The organism is Candidatus Ponderosibacter sp. Uisw_141_02 (genome assembly GCF_048087665.1).
In the GTDB taxonomy this organism is placed as follows: domain Bacteria; phylum Pseudomonadota; class Alphaproteobacteria; order Puniceispirillales; family Puniceispirillaceae; genus UBA3439.
The window spans coordinates 953,003-973,448 of record NZ_CP159807.1 but is presented as its reverse complement, the minus strand read 5'-3'; the positions used below and the strand labels follow the sequence as shown (position 1 = coordinate 973,448).

At 49.0% G+C, this 20,446-nt stretch carries 19 protein-coding genes; 11 read left to right on the top strand and 8 right to left on the bottom strand.

Features of this window, described 5'->3' with window-relative positions; genetic code table 11:
- The first annotated feature begins 2 nt into the window (after window positions 1-2).
- The 3 genes from ABXT40_RS04970 to ABXT40_RS04960 all read left to right on the top strand — a co-directional run bounded on the left by ABXT40_RS04970 (window position 3) and on the right by ABXT40_RS04960 (window position 2,856).
- Window positions 3-659, top strand: coding sequence for a LysE family translocator (locus tag ABXT40_RS04970; protein ID WP_443646725.1), 657 nt, complete (start codon window positions 3-5; stop codon window positions 657-659).
- 67 nt (window positions 660-726) lie between these two features.
- A complete protein-coding gene (locus ABXT40_RS04965; RefSeq protein WP_443646724.1) occupies window positions 727-981 on the top strand; it encodes a hypothetical protein in 255 nt (84 codons plus the stop codon).
- Window positions 982-1,062: 81 nt separating this feature from the next.
- Window positions 1,063-2,856, top strand: coding sequence for an AMP-dependent synthetase/ligase (locus ABXT40_RS04960; protein WP_443646723.1), 1,794 nt, complete (start codon window positions 1,063-1,065; stop codon window positions 2,854-2,856).
- Between the two features lie 77 nt (window positions 2,857-2,933).
- Here the strand turns inward: ABXT40_RS04960 and ABXT40_RS04955 are convergent, their stop codons facing one another.
- Window positions 2,934-3,161: a hypothetical protein gene (locus ABXT40_RS04955; RefSeq protein ID WP_443646722.1), complete on the bottom strand. Its 228-nt coding sequence runs from the start codon at window positions 3,159-3,161 to the stop codon at window positions 2,934-2,936.
- A gap of 247 nt (window positions 3,162-3,408) precedes the next feature.
- Between ABXT40_RS04955 and ABXT40_RS04950 the strand changes: the two genes are divergently transcribed.
- The 4 genes from ABXT40_RS04950 (at window position 3,409) to ABXT40_RS04935 (ending at window position 9,171) form a co-directional block, all read left to right on the top strand.
- Entirely contained in the window at window positions 3,409-5,838 is a 2,430-nt protein-coding gene (locus ABXT40_RS04950) for a GcvT family protein (RefSeq protein ID WP_443646721.1), read from the top strand.
- Between the two features lie 8 nt (window positions 5,839-5,846).
- Window positions 5,847-6,803, top strand: a complete 957-nt coding sequence (locus ABXT40_RS04945; protein WP_443646720.1) for a DMT family transporter — start codon at window positions 5,847-5,849, stop codon at window positions 6,801-6,803.
- A gap of 192 nt (window positions 6,804-6,995) precedes the next feature.
- Window positions 6,996-7,496, top strand: coding sequence for a hypothetical protein (locus ABXT40_RS04940; RefSeq protein WP_443646719.1), 501 nt, complete (start codon window positions 6,996-6,998; stop codon window positions 7,494-7,496).
- A gap of 103 nt (window positions 7,497-7,599) precedes the next feature.
- Window positions 7,600-9,171 carry a rhodanese-like domain-containing protein gene (locus tag ABXT40_RS04935; RefSeq protein WP_443646718.1) on the top strand — a complete coding sequence of 524 codons (1,572 nt, stop codon included), beginning with the start codon at window positions 7,600-7,602 and terminating at the stop codon, window positions 9,169-9,171.
- Window positions 9,172-9,180: 9 nt separating this feature from the next.
- On the opposite strand, the gene ABXT40_RS04930 is transcribed toward ABXT40_RS04935, so the two are convergent.
- Window positions 9,181-10,062: a DMT family transporter gene (locus tag ABXT40_RS04930; RefSeq protein ID WP_443646717.1), complete on the bottom strand. Its 882-nt coding sequence runs from the start codon at window positions 10,060-10,062 to the stop codon at window positions 9,181-9,183.
- 117 nt (window positions 10,063-10,179) lie between these two features.
- Entirely contained in the window at window positions 10,180-10,713 is a 534-nt protein-coding gene (locus ABXT40_RS04925) for a carboxymuconolactone decarboxylase family protein (RefSeq protein WP_443646716.1), read from the bottom strand.
- A gap of 195 nt (window positions 10,714-10,908) precedes the next feature.
- On the opposite strand from ABXT40_RS04925, the gene ABXT40_RS04920 reads away from it, so the two are divergent.
- Entirely contained in the window at window positions 10,909-12,012 is a 1,104-nt protein-coding gene (locus tag ABXT40_RS04920) for a 4-oxalomesaconate tautomerase (RefSeq protein WP_443646715.1), read from the top strand.
- A gap of 8 nt (window positions 12,013-12,020) precedes the next feature.
- On the opposite strand, the gene ABXT40_RS04915 is transcribed toward ABXT40_RS04920, so the two are convergent.
- Together ABXT40_RS04915 and ABXT40_RS04910 are read right to left on the bottom strand one after the other, a co-directional pair.
- Complete coding sequence (locus tag ABXT40_RS04915) at window positions 12,021-13,229, bottom strand: MFS transporter (RefSeq protein WP_443646714.1); 1,209 nt, start codon at window positions 13,227-13,229, stop codon at window positions 12,021-12,023.
- A gap of 157 nt (window positions 13,230-13,386) precedes the next feature.
- Complete coding sequence (locus ABXT40_RS04910; protein ID WP_443646713.1) at window positions 13,387-14,538, bottom strand: MFS transporter; 1,152 nt, start codon at window positions 14,536-14,538, stop codon at window positions 13,387-13,389.
- 185 nt (window positions 14,539-14,723) lie between these two features.
- Between ABXT40_RS04910 and ABXT40_RS04905 the strand changes: the two genes are divergently transcribed.
- The 3 genes from ABXT40_RS04905 to ABXT40_RS04895 all read left to right on the top strand — a co-directional run bounded on the left by ABXT40_RS04905 (window position 14,724) and on the right by ABXT40_RS04895 (window position 16,599).
- Window positions 14,724-15,452 (top strand): 4-carboxy-4-hydroxy-2-oxoadipate aldolase/oxaloacetate decarboxylase, encoded by a 729-nt coding sequence (locus ABXT40_RS04905; protein WP_443646712.1) that lies wholly within the window; start codon window positions 14,724-14,726, stop codon window positions 15,450-15,452.
- A gap of 152 nt (window positions 15,453-15,604) precedes the next feature.
- Entirely contained in the window at window positions 15,605-15,997 is a 393-nt protein-coding gene (locus ABXT40_RS04900; protein WP_443646711.1) for a hypothetical protein, read from the top strand.
- Window positions 15,998-16,005: 8 nt separating this feature from the next.
- Window positions 16,006-16,599: a hypothetical protein gene (locus ABXT40_RS04895; RefSeq protein ID WP_443646710.1), complete on the top strand. Its 594-nt coding sequence runs from the start codon at window positions 16,006-16,008 to the stop codon at window positions 16,597-16,599.
- Window positions 16,600-16,627: 28 nt separating this feature from the next.
- Here ABXT40_RS04895 and ABXT40_RS04890 read toward each other — a convergent pair whose 3' ends face one another.
- The 3 genes from ABXT40_RS04890 to ABXT40_RS04880 form a co-directional block, all read right to left on the bottom strand.
- Complete coding sequence (locus ABXT40_RS04890; RefSeq protein ID WP_443646709.1) at window positions 16,628-17,071, bottom strand: GFA family protein; 444 nt, start codon at window positions 17,069-17,071, stop codon at window positions 16,628-16,630.
- Between the two features lie 113 nt (window positions 17,072-17,184).
- Window positions 17,185-17,655, bottom strand: a complete 471-nt coding sequence (locus tag ABXT40_RS04885) for a GNAT family N-acetyltransferase (protein ID WP_443646708.1) — start codon at window positions 17,653-17,655, stop codon at window positions 17,185-17,187.
- 1,698 nt (window positions 17,656-19,353) lie between these two features.
- The gene (locus ABXT40_RS04880) at window positions 19,354-20,094 is read right to left on the bottom strand and encodes a hypothetical protein (protein ID WP_443646707.1); all 741 of its coding nucleotides are present in this window, start codon (window positions 20,092-20,094) and stop codon (window positions 19,354-19,356) included.
- Window positions 20,095-20,446: the final 352 nt, after the last annotated feature.

Here is a 20,446-nt window from a genome sequence, read left to right as displayed (position 1 = left end):
TGATGTCATGGCTTGGTCATATCCAATGGCGTGATAAACTTCAGCGTGGTTATTCTGGCCTTATGGATTTACCAACCCTTTTATCATTTAGTCTTTTTGCCTTTGTTGCCGCTTTTACGCCCGGGCCAAATAATGTGATGTTGGCGGCGTCGGGTGCCAATTTTGGCTTTCGTGCCAGCCTGCCGCATATTCTAGGCGTTTTTAGCGGCTTTACGATCCTTGTCGTGGCGGCCGGATTTGGCCTTGCCAGCCTGTTTACCGCGCTTCCCGCACTTTATGATATTTTAAAGATCATCAGCATTTTATTTCTGCTCTATCTTGCGTGGAAAATTGCCCGCGCGGGCCGCGCTGAAACGCGCCATGATAACCAGCCTTTGCGGTTTTGGCAGGCCGCCATGTTTCAACTGGTTAATCCAAAGGGCATTACAGTCATCATTTCATCGGTTACGGCCTATACCAGCAGCGCTGCCAATCTTGCTAGTGAAGTGCTGGCAATCTTCATCGTCTTAGCGCTGGTCACAATTGGGTCGACCTGTACTTGGACGCTATTTGGCATTCTGATTGGACAATTTTTAAAAACAGAAACCCGATTGCGCCTGTTCAACATCTTAATGGCATCACTGTTATTGGTCAGTCTTTTGCCGGTTTTGCTTGGCTGAACACCAGCCTGATTTGCCTTTTTTCCGGCTTTCTGGCACGGTTAAACGATGCGATCGGGGAACAAGCATGCTGAATTGCTGTTTTTGCGAATTTTGGCAACCAATTGGTGATGACCGTATTGCGGCAACCAATGAATATTGCCGCTTTAACGCCCCTGCAGCCATTCTGCCACATCAGCTAAGCCGCAAAGATTTATCCGAGCGCGATAAATTTGAACTTGGCGAACGTGCTGTGCCGCCCCGCGCCTTTCAGCCAATTCATCCGATCACAAATTCACTATGGAGCTGCGCGCAGGCAAAACGCCTCAAAACCAAACGCTAAATTCCGATCAATCGCATTGCATTTGCCCGATTTTTCGATAGGCTTATCACCAGACAATAACCATCCTAAAGACAGCAAAGCATGAGTGCGACCACAAAAAAGGCCGATATGTCTCGTTATGTCACCAAAGCCAATCTTGCCGGTGCTTTTTTTGAAAATGCGGCTATGCTTGGCGCGAAGCCGCTGTTGTTCCATAAGAGCAAAGGCAGATGGACGGGTAAAAACTGGAACGAGGTTGCAGACTCTGTCAGGCGGCTGGCAGGTGCCTTGGTTGCCGCGGGCATAAAGCCGCGCGACCGTGTTTTGATTAGCGCAGAAAACCGCCCCGAATGGGCAATTGCCGATTTGGCTGTTATGTCTATCGGTGCCATTGTTGTGCCAGCCTACACAACCAATACCGAAGATGATCATGTCTATATCATGGAACATTCTGGCGCGTTGATTGCCATTACATCGGGCGGCCTTCTTGCCAGCCGTGTCGCCCTTGCCGCATCACGCGTTCAGCATATGCGCATGCTGATCACCATGGATCCTGATACCAAACTTCCCGATCTTGGCAGACGAGCCGTTCATAGTTGGCAGGATTTGCTGGCCAAAACCGAACCTTTAGTCGATATCGACAGCCGGATCGCGGCACAAGACAGTGATGATACTTGTTGTTTTGTCTATACATCCGGCACTGGCGGACGCCCCAAAGGGGTGATGCTGACACATCGGTCGATTCAGGCTTGCATTAACGCCTCAATCGAAATTCTAAGCGAAGGCGGTGTTGAGGAAGACCAACGGTTTCTATCACTTTTGCCCCTATCGCATTCCTATGAACATACCGCAGGCATGCATTTGCCAATCCAGACCAAATCAGAGGTTTGGTATTGCGAGTCTGCCGAACAGATTGGTGCCAATCTGCAAGAAGTATCGCCAAGCCTGATGACAGCGGTACCGCGGCTCTATGACGTGCTTCATGAACGAATCATGCGCAGCATCCGCACCAAGGGCGGCTTTTCCGAAACCCTGTTCATGGAAACAATCCGCCTTGGTCGCAAACGGCTTAAAGGCCGAACGTTTCTACCGCATGAATTTTTCCTTGATTTGCTTCTTGAAAGATTGATCCGCCAGAAAATACAGGCGCGATTGGGCGGCAAGCTGAAATATTTCATTTCCGGCGGAGCAGCGTTAAACCCCGAAATTGGCAGTTTTTTCATGGCGCTTGGGGTCAAGCTGCTGCAAGGCTATGGCCAAACCGAAGCATCGCCAGTGATATCGGCAAATCGCCCGGGAAAGATCAAGATCGAAACTGTCGGCCCGCCAGTTGCTGGCGTTGAGGTTCGCTTTGCCGATGATGGGGAGATTTTGGTTCGCGGTGATTTGCTGATGAAAGGTTATTGGCGCGATGATCACAGCACCGCCGCCACCATTCGTGACGGTTGGCTTTACACTGGTGATATTGGCAGTTGTGATGATGATGGCTATATCACCATTACTGGCCGCAAAAAGGAAATCATTGTCAATTCAGGCGGCGAAAACATCGTTCCAAGCCGGGTTGAAGCCCTGTTGACCATCGAACCTGAAATTGAACAGGCGCTTGTTGATGGCGACCGGCGGCCATGGCTGGCAGCGGTGATTGTGCCAAGCGCTGAAGCGCGTGCTGCAGCCGCATCAGATGAGGCGTTGAAATTGCTGATTGCCGAGACGGTTGAGCGCGCCAATAGCCGCCTTTCGCAAATTGAAAGAGTGCGAAGATTTATTATTGCTGATGAAGGATTTACAACTGAAAACAGTCAATTAACAGCCACATTAAAAGTAAGGCGCCATGTTGTAAAGGCCCAATATCAAGATCGACTCGCCGCCCTTTATGCACGCGGCAAGCAAAATTAAATCACCCGCATTTCGCCAAGACAGTTTTGCAGCGCGCCATCATTGCTGGCTGTTTATGACGGCTTGATCGCGGTTGCTTATTTCACCCAAGTTGAGCTGCGTTTCGGCCCTAAATCATCGCGCATCATCTCGCTAAAAGCCTCGGCAAAACTGCGGTTTGCTTCGCGGTTCTTTTTGAGAATAGCATCAAGTGGTATCACGATATCACCATCTTTACGCAGCCGCGGCGGGTCATAATTACCAAATCTGGCAACCAATGTTTGCAAGGCTGCCATTAATTCTTTTTCCTGCTCATCATAGGCCATTGCCAACTCCTCTTGAACCTCAACATATATTCACTGTGACCGGCAATCAGATTAACGGCGCAGATTGGCAAACTTCAAGTCACATTGCGGCGGTGATGTGACCAAAACGGCAAGAACTGAGCAAAATACTTTATCGCCGACTGTTCGCTATCGGCTATCTTTCAGCCGTATTCTGAACATTTCATTTGGGGTAACCGGCGTTAGCTATTATCAAGGATATTCCAACTGCGTGCCAGACGAGGCCAAGATGAAAAACCAAGCACAAGTCGTAGTCATTGGAGGCGGCGTTGTTGGCGCCTCAATTTTATACCATCTCAGCAAACTTGGATGCCATGATGCGATCATGCTTGAACGGTCGGAATTGACGTCAGGTTCGACATGGCATGCCGCGGGTGGCATGCACACCATCAATGGCGATCCCAATGTTGCTAAATTACAGCAATATACAATCAAGCTTTATCAGGAAATCGAGGAATTATCGGGTCAGAATATCGGCCTTCACATGACCGGCGGGATTATGCTTGCCGCCACAAATGAGCGGTTTGACTGGCTGAAATCGGTCTATGCCAAAGGTAAATATCTTGGCATGGATGATCTTGAGATCATCACCCCTGAACGCGCGCATGAGCTTATGCCGCTGATCGACCCTTCGCAATTTGTTGGTGCCATGTATGATCCGATTGAAGGTCACTGCGACCCTTACGGCGTTACCCATGCCTATGCCAAGGCGGCGCGCAAAAAAGGCGCGGATTTTGAAACCCATGTCAAGGTTAAGGCGCTTAGTCAGCAGGCCGATGGCCAATGGGTCGTCACAACCAATAAAGGCGTCATTATCGCCGAACATGTGGTGAATGCCGCTGGTCTTTGGGCGCGTGAAGTTGGCCGCATGGTAGGGCTTGAACTGCCGGTTTTGGCAATGGAACATATGTATCTGTTGACCGAAGACATGCCCGAAGTTGCCGAAATCAATCAAAAAACCGGTGCCGAAGTTTTGCATGCAGTTGATTTTGATGGTGAAATCTATCTTCGCCAAGAACGTGGCGGTATGTTGATGGGCACCTATGAGCGCGCCTGCAAACCATGGTCGGAAACCGAAACGCCGTGGGATTTTGGCCATCAGCTGCTCGACCCTGACATTGACCGGATTGCGCCATCGCTTGAAGTCGGGTTCCGCCATTTTCCGGCGTTTGAAAATGCTGGCATCAAACAAATCATCAATGGCCCCTTCACGTTTGCACCCGATGGAAACCCGCTTGTTGGGCCGGTAAAGGGCATGACCAATTACTGGTCTGCTTCTGCGGTAATGGCTGGCTTTAGTCAGGGTGGCGGTGTCGGGCTGGCATTAGCCAATTGGATTGTGAATGGTGATCCCGGATTTGATGTCTGGGCGATGGATGTATCACGGTTTGGTGATTATGCCAGCATGGCCTATACCAATGCCCGTGTCAGAGAGAATTATTCGCGGCGGTTCTCGATCCGGTACCCGAATGAAGAGTTACAAGCCGCCCGCCCCTTATTAACCACCAGCATCTATGACAGACAGAAACAGGCTGGCGCGCAGTTTGGCGCTGCGTTTGGGCTTGAGGTACCGCAATGGTTCGCACCTGATGGAACTGCCGATGTTTTCTCATGGCGTCGATCGGTTGATTTTGTCCATGTTGGCAATGAGGCAAAGGCTGTCAGAAACGCGGTTGGGCTTGGTGATATATCAAGCTTTGCCAAATATGAGGTCAGTGGCAGCGGCGCGGCGGCATGGCTTGATCAGCTTCTCGCCGCAGCGATACCGCCAATTGGCCGCATGACTTTGGCACCAATGCTAAAGGATGATGGTAAAATCATTGGCGATTTGTCGCTTGCCCGCCTCGGTACTACACGGTTCCTGATTATTGGATCAGGCATTGCCGAAAGCTATCACATGCGCTGGTTCCTGTCACATTTGCCCGATGATGGCTCGGTTCACGTCAAAAGCCTTGGTCTTGATCTTGTTGGGCTTACGATTGCGGGGCCAAAGGCGCGTGAGGTTCTGCAAAAATGCTGCAAAACCGATATTTCGCATGACACAATGGGCTTTATGGCGGTTCGGGAAATGGATGTTGGCATGACACCGGCAATTGTTGGCAGGGTCAGCTATAGCGGTGATCTTGGTTATGAAATCTGGGTAAAGCCGGCAAGCCTTGTACGGCTCTATGATGATTTGATGGCGGCGGGTAGCGATTTTGACATCCGCCCGTTTGGTTCGCGCGCACTCAACGCCCTGCGACTGGAAAAAAATTATGGGTCGTGGGGGCGGGAATATCGCCCACTTTACGGCCCTGTCGAGGTTGGACTAGACCGGTTTGTGGCCTACGATAAAGCAGCTGATTTCATTGGCAAGGCAGCGGCATTGGCCGAACGCGATAATGGCGGCAGCAAACGGCTTATCAGCCTTGCCGTTGCTGCGGTTGACGCTGATGTTATCGGTGATGAGCCAGTCTCAATTGACGGGGCTGTGGTTGGCTGGGTTACATCTGGCGGGTTTGCGCATGCCTCCAAAACATCGGTTGCGCTGGCGATGGTGCCAAAGGAATTTGCCCTTCGCAATGATGGCTGGACTGTTGAACTTCTGGGTCAAAGCCTGAAAGCCAGCTTGATAAATGAGCCGCTATTTGACGCAAATGCCAGCCGGATGCGAAGCTAGGAAAAAGCGTGAAACAGCAACATTTACCTTTTTTTCAATCGCCAACAGGTGATCGGCCATTTTTGGCAATGGGTTTGTTGCTTGTCGGCGTTTTCACGCTGGCGCTTCAGGATGCGACGGTCAAGCTGATTGCCCCTGAAACTTCGTTCTGGCAATTCCAGACAATTCGCGCCACCGGCAATGCGTCTTTTATCGTGATGCTTGCCATGATCAGTGGTGGCTATCACCTGCTTGTGTCGCAAAACTGGCGTCCGGTCTATTTTCGGGCTGTTATGCTTAGCATCTGCATGTTTTGCTTTTTTTCTGGGGCGCCTTACCTGACCGTCGCGCAGATGGCTGCCGGATTATATACCTATCCGCTTTTTGTTTCGCTTCTTGCCGGGCCAATTCTTGGCGAAAAAGTTGGCCCTTGGCGCATTGCCGCGCTGATGATCGGTGCCGTGGGTGCGCTGTTTATTCTTGATCCGTTTGATGCGCGTTTCTCGCCAATCCAGCTTCTTCCGGTTGCCGCAGGTTTTTTCTATGCTTGCAACATTCTGACCCTTCGCCATTCCTGCCGGCATGAAAACCCATTATCACTTACCATTGCGGTTGCAGTTTTATTTTTTCTGACTGGCCTTGCTGGCATCGTGGTTTTGACGCTGTTTCCTGTGCCAGCGGATATCTCGGCGGCAATGCCTTTTGTCGCGATTGGCTGGCCAGAATTGACCTGGCTTATATTTGGCGTTGCGATCGCCTGTTCGGTGCTGAATCTATCGGGCAATATCTGCCTTGCGCGCGCCTATCAGACGGCTGATAGCAGCTGGCTTGCACCGATTGATTTCACCTATCTATTATTTGCCGCCTTTTGGGGGCGGGTTATTTTCGACGCATGGCCGCCGCAACAAGCGCTTCTTGGCATGAGCTTAATTGCCTTTGCTGGTATCTTGACCGCATGGCGCGAACAAAAACGGCAGGCCAACTAGAAACCAGAAGCTAAAACCAGAAGCTAAAACCACAAGTAAAAACCATAACTAAAAACCAAAGCCTCAAGTGGTTCGGCCTTTGCCATTTCAACAGGCTTGAAATCCTTTGAAATTCATCGGATCTTCGGTAAGGTAATATTCTTGATCTTTGTCCTGTTTGGGCAGATTGCTGTTACGTTTGGAGCCTGTTTTATGAGTGAAATTCTGTCAAACCTAGCCCAAGATTGTCACCGGATTCTTAGTGAGGCACCGGGCCCGGATGGGCGGAAAAAAATTGCCGACTTGTTGCAAAACCTGCTTTCAGATCCAGCCAATGTCGAAACGCTGGTTCCGCTAACAACAGGTGAGCGCGATTTGCTTTATCAAGATGCCGAGCTTGGCTTTTGTATTTTGGCGCATAATTATGACAGCCCAAAAACATCACCACCGCATGATCATGGGCCATCATGGGCGATTTATGCCCAAGCGCGCGGCGAAACCGAAATGCGCGATTATAACAAAATCGAAGATGCCAGCGCCAAAAAAGTAGGTAAGGTTCAGGTATCACGCACCTATCGCCTGACCCCGGGGGTTGCCCATGTCTATAATGAAGGCGATCTGCATTCACCAACCCGCGAAGGGCCAACCAGCCTTGTCCGGATTGAAGGCACTGATATGAGCAAAGTGAAACGGTTCCGTTATGAACTAGCCTAGCCGCCCGTTCAATCTTTTGGCGCAGCCTTTTGCCCAACCTTTTACTCCAACCATTTGCCCAATCTTGCGTCTTACCCGCGCCAATGCCTATTAGGAAAATGATATGAGTTACGGATTATTCGCCGCGCTATATGACGCTGGAACATGCTTTGCCCTGATCGACAGCCGCGAACGGCGCGACTATGTCGCCGGTCACTGGTTTGGCAGCACCAATATACCGCTTTCGCTTTTTTCAACGCGGCTTGGCTATCTTTTTCAAGACCTTGATTTTCCGATTCATTTTCTGGACTGGCAGGACAAGGCAAGCGCTGAGGCCATCCATCAATTAAAAGCGATTGGATTTAGAAATATAACCATTCACAACACCCAAAAGCCAGCGATGATGGGGCGTGGCTTTGTGAAAGGCGAATATGTCTGGTCAAAAGCGTTTGGCGAAGTAGTTGCGCATGAAATTGATCTTCCTGAAGTTACGTCAGAACAATATCTCGCCGATTATCAGGATGCACAGCTTTTCGATGTGCGCCCAACGGCCGAATATCAAGATTTCACCCTGCCAAAGTCGCAAAGCCTGCCAAACAGCCTTTTGCTTGCCAATGTTCAGGCCTTGAAAGACACTGGCAAAATGTCGCTTTTGCATTGCGCCGGGCGAACAAGATCGATCATTGGTGCCTTTACCTTGATGGCATCAGGCTATGAGGGCCCCTTTGCAGTATTTCGCGGCGGCACGCAAGCTTGGCAGCTTGATGGCTATGAACGCGAGCATGATGCCAACCGTCTGTTTGCAGCAGACCATGAAGCCTCTGACGCGGTTGCCAATTTCCTGCGCCGTTGGCAAATCCCCGCAACGCGTGTTACGGCCGATGGGCTTGGCGCCTTTGTTGCTGACCATAAAACCGAGCTATTATTCGATGTGTCGGATGACGCCGCGACTGGCCAGCCGCTGGCGCATGGTATTATCAAAATTTCGGGAACCAATCTTATCCAGCAGACTGACCGGTCGATTGGACGCTACCATGTTCCGGTTGTCCTGTTTGACCAAGAATCGGGAAGCCGTGCTGCCTTTGCCGCTTTCTGGCTGCGCTGCATGGGGTTCGGCGTAACGATTGTCTATCGTGATGCGCCCATTGCCGCAATTGAAACCATCACAAACACTGTAACGAGCAATATTGCCAACAATATTGCCAGTAATGATGCCGGTAAAGATACGAGGGTGGTCACGCCTTTTGCCGCGACCCAGCTGGATATCTGGCAAAAGGACAAAATTGCGTTATATGATTTCAGGCCGTCAAAGGCCTTCAAATCGGGTCATATCGCCAACAGCCATTGGCAAAATATCGGTGCCATTTTAGGTCAAACACCAGCCGATAGACCAATTGCCATCATCGCCGACAATGCTGACCAAGGCCACATGATTGCCGATTGTCTTATCCGGCATGGCTGGCAAATTGCCGGTGTTTATCTTTGGCATGACGCTGATTTTGACATGGCGACGCTGGCAAGTGGCGGGCTTGATTTACCGCTTGATGAACCGGCGCTTTTTGCCGGACGGCATCACGGTGTGCTGCAAGATGCCCGCGATTATCTGGCATGGGAAGAAGATCTTCCAAGCGAGATTGATGAACCAATTCATGATTTATGGTGTCAGGAATTGGCGACTTCGCCAAAATTGGACTAGTAAATTAGGCTATTGCGGCGGATCAGTCTGAATCCGTGCTTGACGCCAGATGATAAGTAAACCACCGGCAATGATCGCCAGAACGCCTGGAAACAAGCGGTCTAACGGGGCTTCGGCAAAAAACCACCAGCCCAAAAACATCGAAAATGGAATGCCAAAATATTCAAACGGGGCAAGCAGGCTTGGCTGGGACATGCGGTAAGCCACAACAAGCCCAAGAACCCCTGCCCCACCAAGCAAGCCAAGCGCAAGAAATAGGCCAAGATCAAATGCCGATGCAATCGGTACCATTTCGCCAAAGCTAAGCCATAGCAACAGGGAAAACCCCACCGAAAAAATTTGCGAACGGAACTGGATCACGCCTGACAAGCGATCAGCCGAAAAGATTTTCACAAGCGTACTCGACATCGCATAGCACAGCGCGGCCAGCACCGGCAAAATCGAAAATAGCGAAAAGATGCTTGCACCTGGCTGCATGATCATAACGACCCCGCAAAAACCTAAAATCACCGCCGACCACCGCCAAAACCCAACCACGGCTCCAAGCAGCGGAACCGATAAGGCGGTGACAAAAAACGGCCCTGAAAACGCCAAGGTAGCAACAGTGGCAAATTCCAATTTGCTATAGGCCATGAACAAACATAATTGCGCCAGACTGACACTGCCGCCGCGCAATGCGCAAATCATCCATTCTTGCCGGTTAAATGGGGTTTTTAACGCCCCCATCTGTTTACTATAGGCAAGAAGCAGTAAAATCGGCAGAAAGCCAAAAAAATTACGCGTAAATGAAATCTGGAAAATCGAATAATCAGCGGTCAATATGCGGACAGCGACGCCCATCAATGAGAATGAAAAAATCGCCGCTATAATCGTCAAAATCGCCCGCGTCACATAAAATATCCCTATAGCACTAAATGCGGCTTATGATTGATTGCCCGATCGCTTGCCCGAACAGCGCCGCCAAAGTCCCGCAAAAGATAAACCGGTAAGACCTATGCTGTATTAGGACTAGCTTGCGGTGATTGGATCAACGTCAAATGCCTTGATGGTCATTGAAATCAGCGCGTAATAGCCCAAAACACCAACAAGATCGACCGTTCCCTCCTCACCAAGAATGGTGATTGTACGCGCATATAACGCATCAGACACGCCGCGCGTCAGGTTCAGTTCGCGCGAGAATTGATAGACAAGCTGTTCATCATCATTGGAAAAATCTGGATCATGATCGGCCGCCAGCGCGTCAACAACAGCTTGGTCAATGCCCGCCGCCAACGCATGCGGCACATGCGCCTGCCATTCAAACGCCGCATCCCATATCCGCGCTGTTGTCAGGATCGCCAATTCGGACAAACGCGGCGATAGCGATGAATCATACCGGCAATAACGACCCAATTGCTGTGCCTTATCGGCCAATTCGGCGCGATATAGCCAAACCGCCAATGGCCCGCGCACATTGCCGCGTGGGCCAAAGACGATATCGTCATAAATCTCTTTTTGTCGTTTATTCATTTTAGCTTGGTCAAGCGCTAACAATCGAGCCATCTAAATACCTCATCAAATATTGGCTTGGTCAAAACACCGGAATGAGGGGCAAAAAGCACGGTGATGCGATCAATTACCCTCGATTATTACCCCGACATCACTATAGTCATGCGCCAGCGAATTGACCTAGCATTTTCAACCACCCCGCGCCAAAATCATGTATAGGGTAGAGATGAATTTTGTTACGGGGCTATCATGTCAAACCAAACAGCCATTCCCTTCACCCAGATGCGTGGCGGCAGTTCAAAAGGAATTTACTTTCACCTTGCCGATTTGCCGCAAGATAAATCAACCCGTGACAATTTGCTGAAATGGGTCATGGGTGCCTATGGTGACCCGCGTCAGATTGATGGCCTTGGCGGGGCTGATCCGCTTAGCTCAAAAATCGCAATTGTTGCGCCGTCTCAACGCGATGACAGCGATATTGATTACAGCTTTGTGCAGGCGCTTGTCGGCGAAGATGGGCTGGATGACACCCCCAATTGCGGCAATATTCTATCTGGCATTGGGGCCTTTGCGGTTGAAACCGGTCTGATAAAACCCTTTGGTGATCAGGCCAGCATCCGCGTCTATATGACCAATAGCGGCAATCGCTGCCGGCTGCAGTTTCCGCTGGAAAACGGATTTCCCATCTATCATGGTGAGGCGCGCATTGACGGGGTATTTGGTTCATCAGCACCTGTTATGTGTCATTATCAAGATTTGGAAGGATCAGCCTGCGGCAGCCTGTTTCCAACTAGCAAACATTGTGATGAATTTGATAATGTGCGCGTGACCTGCATTGATAATGGAATGCCTGTTGTTTGCTTGCGCGGTGAAGATTTTGGTCTGAATGGTGATGAAACCCCTGACCAGCTTAACCGTGATGAGATTTTGAAATCGCGCCTTGAGTCGATCCGTCTTCAGGCCGGTCTGGCAATGGGGCTTGGTGATGTATCAGGCAAAGCTGTGCCGAAAATGAGCCTGATTTCAAAACCGCGTTCCGGTGGTGCGGTCAATACACGAACCTTTATCCCTAAATATTGCCACAAGGCCATTGGCGTTCTTGGCGCGGTTTCAGTGGCTAGTGCCGCGCTTTATGAAGATAGCGCGGTTCATGATCTTGCTGCACTTCCCGATGGCATGGTGAAAGATATGATCATCGAGCATCCATCAGGTAAATTTGATGTTCAGCTTTGTCTTGAAAACCGTGATGGTGCTCTGCAGATCGAACGCGCTGGCCTGCTGCGAACAACACGCCTGCTGGCGCGTGGTGAAGTCTTTGTGCCCGTCTCGGTTTGGGATGGCAAACAAGTGTAAATTCTCGATCAGACGAAGGTATGTCCGGTCTTGGCATCTGGCAGAACAAGCCGCCCCGACAGGGCAATAATCGCCAAACAAGCGGGTATCAGGCATACAATGCCAATATTCCAGCTATGGGTCGTTTCAACAACCCAGCTAATCAAAGCCGGCCCCACTAGCATGCCAAGCCCTTGGATTTGAAACACCCAAGCGACAAAAACAGGCATATTTTGCGGATCATCATTTGCGCGACTGACAAGATAGAAAAAAATTGGCGCTGACCCGCCTGACACCAAGCCGGTCAAAATCAAAACCAGAACCAGCAAAAATGGTGATTGGTTGAACAAAACCAGCAAAATCAGCAAAATTGGCACAATAGAAAAGACTAGCCTGACAATATGCGCCGGCTTTTTTCCAGTTTGTAACGCCTGTCCGGCAATCAAATTACCAATGAAATTAACCGCACAAAAAAGTCCCGTGATCATCGCCCCCTCGGCAAGGCTGAACCCGCCAAGCGATTGCGATATTAATGGCATAAATTGAATAAGTGTCTGATAAACCAATGAATGAAGAGCAAAACTAAGCCCGATAATGGCCAGCAATGGCAAGGCAATCGCCACCTTGAGCGCAACCAAATCAAATTGCCTTTTTATCGGTGATCGATCATCAGGAATGAACAGCCAGCCAAGACCACAAACAAAAACTGAAAAGCCAAACCCAACTTGCCAGACCAGATGCCAGCCCCCTTGTTCGATAAGATAGGGCGCGGCGATAATCGCAAGCCCGTTGCCAAGTGGCATAAACCCGCCCCATGTTCCCATCACCCAGCCCCGATTTGCCGGATCGGTATGTTGGGCTAGCAGGCTTGGCGCGGTCAAAGTCAGGGCAATCAGGCTAACCCCCTCGATGGCGCGTCCAATAAATAGGCCTGTCACCGAACTGCCCATAAGGCTGATAGCATTGCCAATACAGGCAATGATCAGGGCTGCCATTAAAATACGTTTTGTGCCGGCGCCGCGCACAATGCCGCCAATCAATACCCCCGCCACGACCATGATAAGGGTGAAAACAGACGCTAACAGCCCGATCTGCGACAGGCTGAGGCCAAAACTGATCGATAATTCATTTATCGAAGGTGCCAATTTGGCAATATTGATACCGCTTAAGCTGCCACAAAATAAAATGGTGATCGTCAGCCGCAAATCACGCGCAAAAGATGAAGACGGCATTGCCATGATCTGTCTCAAATCCCTTTAGGTTGGCATTATTTGCGGTGGCTGATAACCGCGAGTAACAGATCGTCATTTTTGCCGGATATCGGGCAAAGCAGCAAGCGTATTCCCACAAAGCCACTCGCAAAATCGCGCTGCCATTGGCACTTTATCACACCCCTCATACAGCGCGTGTAACCGCCCGCCAGCCCGGTGACACTACAAACACAAAAAAGGCAATAACAAAGGCCGCTGACACAAATATATGCATCATTTCAGGCGCAATAAACGCAAGGCTGGCGCCTGTTGCCAGCGGGCCAGCCGCCGCGCCAACATCACGCCATGTCTGGTTGCGCGCCAATGCCTTGACCTTATTATCGGGATAAATTCGCGCCACGGCGGCCGGAAACAGGGTTCCCAAGGCACCACGCGCCAACACCAATGCAACCGACCCTTGAACCAAAAGTCCGGCACCAATCATCGCAAAACCGGCAATGGCCAACGCAATCATCAGGGTTAACGGCAGGCGAATGCCAAATCTATCAGCAATTATGCCCGAACATGGCGCCACCAGCATCTCGCTTAGACGGCGTGCGGCAAGAATACTACCGCCAAATAAAATCGCCATTTCAGTTGAAACATATTGCGCCCACATCAGCGATATCGAAACGGTAAAGACGCCGTCAATCCCTGCCCCCATCCAGAAAATCAGCATATCCAAACTATCGGGTCGCGGAAAAATGCGATCGCGGGCAACCGGCTTTTTGACTCTGGCGGGTTGTGCAGAATCATCAAGACCGAAGGCCAGCATGACAGAAACAGCCGTTGCCAGCGAAAGATATAAAAACACATCTCTTGGCCCAACAATGGTGGCAAGCCATGCCCCTACTGTCATCGCCAAAAGCGGGCCAACCTGTTCAACCGACCGGCTGAGCCCGATGCGGGTGCCAGTTTTGGCCGGATTCACCGCAGCATAGGTCAAAGTGACCAGCAAAAGCGCCGCAAACGATAAACCCCATACCATGCGCGACAAGGATAACAGAATTTCACCTTCAAACAAGCCATAGCCCGCGGTTGATAATGTCGCCGTGACCGCCGCAATAAGACACAGGTTTTTCACCCCAATCCGTTCGGCCAATTCAACAATTAACCCATAGGCAAAGGTGCGAATTATCCGGTTTACCGCCAGTAAAAACCCAACCATCAGCATGCTAACACCGAACGCATCGGCATGAACCGGCAGAATCACATAGATCAACGCATCACCAAAAAGAGATAGTGATAAAACCCATGATGAAACCCAGACATTGCGCAAAACGAGCCGGTCAAGCATGATGAGAACCCCGTATCAAAATAACCTCTGAAATTCCTGAATTGGCAGGGTAAAAACAATCAATCCATGCTGACTCTCTTGTCACCACATCGCAAGACAATTATCGCCATCACCAAGATGCGTGACAATCAAAACCAAAAGACAAACCGCTCGAATCAAACGCCTTTTTTAATAAGGATAACATGATGAAAACCGTTGCCGTTCGTACAATCAAGCGCGCCGATGCCGACACCACAAAGGCCTTGGGCGAAGCTGGCGTTTCAACCGTCCATGAGGCGCAAGGGCGCATTGGTCTGATGAAACCCTATATGCGCCCAATTTATGCTGGTGCAAGGGTCAGCGGGACGGCAATCACCGTTTTGGCGCAACCGGGCGATAATTGGATGTTGCATGTTGCGATCGAACTTTGCCAGCCAGGCGATATGCTTGTCGTTGCCTGCACCACCGATAATGGCGACGGGTTCTTTGGCGATCTTTTAGCCACATCAGCCCGCGCACGCGGCGTTGTTGGGCTGGTGATTGATGGCGGCACCCGCGATGTTGCTGATTTAAAGCAAATGGAATTTCCAGTCTGGTCACGCGCCATTTCATCAAAAGGCACGGTTAAAAACACCCCCGGTGCGGTTAATGTGCCAATTATCTGCGCCGGACAAATCATCTTTCCGGGCGATGTGATCATTGCCGATGATGACGGCATTTGTGTTGTTGCCCGAAAAGACGCCCCAGCCGCGCGCCAAGCCGCCGATGAACGCATTGCCAATGAAGATGCCAAACGTGTCAAACTGGCTGCGGGCGAGCTTGGGATCGATATCTATAATATGCGCCCCGCTTTGACAGAAGCCGGCTTTCACTATGTCGAGACGCTCGATGATCTTGGCGAATTTAACGGCATTGATTGCCGTAACCGCGATTAGGGCAATGACATCTCAAAACAGGCGGTCTAAAATCCAACGAAAGAATGATTATCTGCAAAAAACGGGGGCAGCCTATGCGGCAGCGCTGATTTATGGCAGTTTGTTAGAGTAACACGCCGCTAGATCGCAATATGATTTTACCGAGGCCAGATTTGACCCAAGACAAGCCTGAATCTGCTGCAGCATCAGCTTTGGCGGTTATGGATCGCCATCTTCACGCCTTGAATGGCCTGCAGGAAAATGACCTTGCCGATACGCTGCATTTTCCGCATTTCAGATTGGTCGGCACAACATTAGATTGTTGGCCGTCGGCTGAAACTTATTTGTCAGATTTCAGAGCAAGAGCTGGCGATGATTGGGCAAGAACCGCATGGCAAGCGATCGATGTTCAGCGTGAAAGCGCCGATAAGGTTCATCTAGCGGTGCGAATCAACCGGTTTGATATCAATAATCAATTGATTGCCGATTTTGACTCGCTTTGGGTTATCACTTTTAAAAATGGCAAATGGGCAGCGCAATTCAGATCCAGTTTCGCCGCCTCTTAGGAACAGATATGAAACACACTCTCACGCTTTTGACATTTTGCGGTTTTAAAACCATGCTGATCATCGCCTTTGCCACATGCGCTGCCTTGGCACAGGAAACGACACCAAGCTTTGAGATTGCCAGCCCGCCAGCTTGCCAGAACAATAAAGGCGAGCCGGTTCGGTTTGAAAACCAGATATCGCCAAAAGCCAAGTCCGCCGCTGGCATGGCAAGACGCGATGATAAGGGCGTGCCGGTCATTTACCGGTTTGCCTATGCAAAATCACCGCAATCATTGCAAAAATTTATTGATCGCCATGAATGTGCGCATCATCAAACCGGCGATATTGATCGGCCACATCCGCCACGCAACAGTCCCGATCACATGATGAATGAAAGCATTGCCGATTGTATCGCAATATTGCGCATGCGTGACGAAACCACCGACAGCCAAGGCCAAATCAAAAATGTGACAATTGCGTTAACCGAGGCGATGGATGCGGTCGGGTTTCCGCCAAGCACAATTGATAGCCGGATATCAAATATTGATAACTGCGCTCAAAAAGACACTATTGCCGCTGAATTCATCAAGGCTGTTATGGATCACCGCGCCGCAAATTAGCCGCCCATAAGCATGGTTGCAAAAAAGGTTAGGCCTTTTTGAATGGTGTCATGGTGGCGCTTGCTGGTCCTTCCGCAACCCATGATGAATCAGCAATCTCGCCAACCCACTCAACCGCAGATTTGCCAAAAATATGTTTGGCAGGAACAAGCTCATGATGCTGATCAAGACAGCCAGTGCGAATCATGAACAGCGTTTTGGCAGGATCAGCTGCATAAAGATGACTGCCGCATTTGCCGCAAAAACCCTGCAACCGCTTATTACCACTTTCGGCAATTTTCAAAAATTCAGTTACGGTACCAGAAATTTTCACAGCATCCGCCGCGATAACCGCAACAGCGCGATATGGCGCGCCGCTGAATTTCTGGCAATCGGTGCAATGACAGGCCATGATCTTATCTGATGATACTTCGCCCGTAATCGTGATGTCGCCGCAATAGCAACCACCATTAATCTTAATCGCGTCAGCCATGCTTCAATGATCCCCTATCTGATCACCCTTCCAAGACTAACCACGATTGAAAAAGGGTCAATTCGAAATTGCCGCTTACGGTATTTTTGAACCAAAACTGAGGGGTTGCGTGCTTAAAACTGAAGCTTGAACCCTTCATGCGAAGGCACGAAACCAAGCTCTTGATAAAACCGTTGGGCGTCTTTGCGGGTTTTATCGCTTGTCAGTTGCACCAATGAACACCCCTGTTCGCGGCATTTTTCAATTGCCCACACCATCATAAGCGTTCCATAGCCGTTGCCACGAACATTTGCAGCAACCCGCACCGATTCGATCTGGCCACGCAAGGCACCACGGCGCGACAGCCCCGGAATGAATGAAATTTGCAAACAGCCAATGATGTTATCGTCCTTTTCAAACACCGCCATATATTGATTAGGATCAGCATCAATGGCGGTAAAGGCGCGCCGATAATCATCATGCGGAGTCACTTGCAGCGTTTCGCGCAATTGCCCCAATGCATCATCCGCCAATAATTGCAAAATGCGGGGTAAATCGGCGTTTTGCATTTTGCGTACATGAACATCACGCATATTTAATGTCATTTCATGCCTCATAAACAACAACCCGCATCCAATAAACGGCACCCAATAACCAGTAAACAGGACATTTTGCCTGCTGGCCTATCAATCAACAATCATTTAAATGAAAAATGGTCGGAGCGGCGGGATTTGAACCCACGACCCCTACACCCCCAGTATAGTGCGCTACCAGGCTGCGCTACGGACTATTCCAATAAAAATCAATACAATACCCTAACGTTATTAATACATAACATTATACGTATTTTCAGGGTTTTTCAAGCTAAAACGGCATTAATTGAGACCATTTGTGACAGATTGTGACAGCGGGTTGAAGCGCCCTACCCGCATGGCCCACCCCGCCCTACGGCGTTACGTGTGCACAAGCTCAACCCATGATTATGGTCAAACGTCCTTATACCATGCACTACGTCCACGTTGGTTAGCCACCCCGATAAAGACACCACGAAAACATATGCGGTGGCCGCCGCAGATAGATGGGGTTTAATGGCAGTTTAAGAATCAATGGCATGGTTTAAGGCTGTGCTGGCTATATCGAGCAGCCTGCTTGGTCAGGGCTGCTGTATGGCTCTTAAATCGCTGTTTCTGATTTTGGGGGCTTAACGTTACCAGTACCCGTTTGCCTTAAGCGACAGGCGAAAGAAATTCATATAGGGCAAATAAATGATAGTACGTATTTGAACCAATCACAGCCATCGCAAAACAGAAAGCTAGTGAGCGCTTTATTAGACCTTTTGGGCAAATAATCGCAACAAAGGGGGCAGAAACTAAAATCATTAAATCAGAAATATTGGTCATGGAATAAATTGAAGCTCCCGGAACCTTAAACCCAAGCCAATCACAAACGCTTCCATAAGCGAAAATATCAAGGGTTAATCCACCTACACCACCGAGCAGGATGGCTGCAAAAAAATGCCTGGTAGACCGTCCTTTTATCTGTCAGGTAACGACAGAGTGTTATCGAGGCCCAAACTAGAAACATTACCGATGGCAGCCGGTATATTGTTGGCTCGCTTCCATCAACAAAAAACCCACCAAAATTAAAAACAGGTTCACCAATGAAAAACCAGCTTACATCGACAGGTTCTGGAAAAACGGAATGCACTGCATTCACATTGAAATAATATGAAAGATAAAGGTTAGAGGCTGCGGTTAACAGACCAAATAAAAGAAACACATTCATAAACAACACTCGTAATGATGTGGATATAGGGGCTGCATCTATAACAGCCTTAATGGAGTGATATAAAAAAGGGCCAACGCAAACGCTGGCCCATTGCTATTAGACTAATTTTATCGGCTCACTCTCAAAACTGTCATCTGAATTAAAAGTGCCAAAGCGCCTTTTAAGCCTGGTTATTCTAACCCCATCAGAAGTCTGCTGAATAGTGACGAGCTCTTGCTTAATTACACCGTCTGGTGCTGGGTTAGTTTTATCATTATATAAGGAAACGTGGTGTGTGGTCATAACACAATACTCCGCTTTAGTGCTTTAGGCGGGGTGCCAAGGCGCACAATTTGGTTATTAACAGCCTTCATTCGGATAACAAAAGTGCTCTGGTTTTACAATTTAAAATTGTTAACCCCTACCACAAACCAACAACCAAAATCATTGTAACAAGTATAAAATGAGCTAAAGCCAGTTCAGTAAGTGTTCTCGGCAATTTGAAACCCCAGTAATTTGTTTTTTCCAATCAGCATTTACAGGTTTTTTGCCACAACTTGCTCATATTCAACGCCTTCAAGAAGGTTAGGGCCATTTTCTTTCAGGTGATTACTCAATGCAGTTTTAATAGCAAAATCACTCAGATAAGGCATCAATAACGTAATGTCCAATTTATCCACTGAATAATTTTTTACCCGCCACTCTAGGTTTACATCAGGCATTTCTGGTTCAGGCTCTTCCTCAAAATCCTCTTCAAAGCTTGGTTGAGATGTAGGCATTGCAACTGATACAACAGGGTCTCCTTGAAGAGTAATCCCAACAGGTCGCCTCGGGAGTGCTTCAGGGGCCTGAGTACCCTCAATCGAAATACGCTCTCGCTCCGCGTTCCGTTGTCGCACTGCTTCCGCTTCGCTAGCTAATCTGGCCGTATAATCTGATAATATATCAGACAATCGGTTATCAAGAGCCTTTAGCCTGTCTTCAGTTTTTCCAAACCACTCTTTTATAACCTTAGTGGCCTCAGAAAACGGTCGCCCATCTGAAAGGCGCGCTTTGCTAACCTCTCGCATTTGACTACGAATATTAGTAACCAAAGTTTTTAACTTTTCTGCTTCATTGTTTGAGGTTATTGGCCCCTGAAAGACTGAACCCTCGTCAAGAATGTTTTCTGCTTTCGATACTATTTGAGCGTTTGCTTCTTGGAGCACTGTTTCAATATAATCAAAATCTATTGAAAAAAGATTGCTATCAGCTTGAGCGCGTCGACGTCGCGGCATTCTTAACTCCTTGTATCATATCAAATTTTTAAATCTTTAATCTTTTCAATTCCTTCAGTTTTTTAAATAATACAAAATTAAATATCAATTGGACCAAGATTAATGATGGGCAAAGAATAACAAATAACCAAATATTGATTTCTTCGTATGTAATTCCAAGCCAGCCAGCAACTTCATACAAAAGCCTGACGCACCAGTTAAATGTAACATCAACCCAATAAATCCCAGAATTTGCCATTCAAACCACCCCAGCTAAATGGTGACTATAATCACAACAATACGGTGAAATATTAATTGGGCAAGTTTAAGGCAGTAGTAGGTAAACTTTTTTCAGTCCCAGCCACTGGAAAAA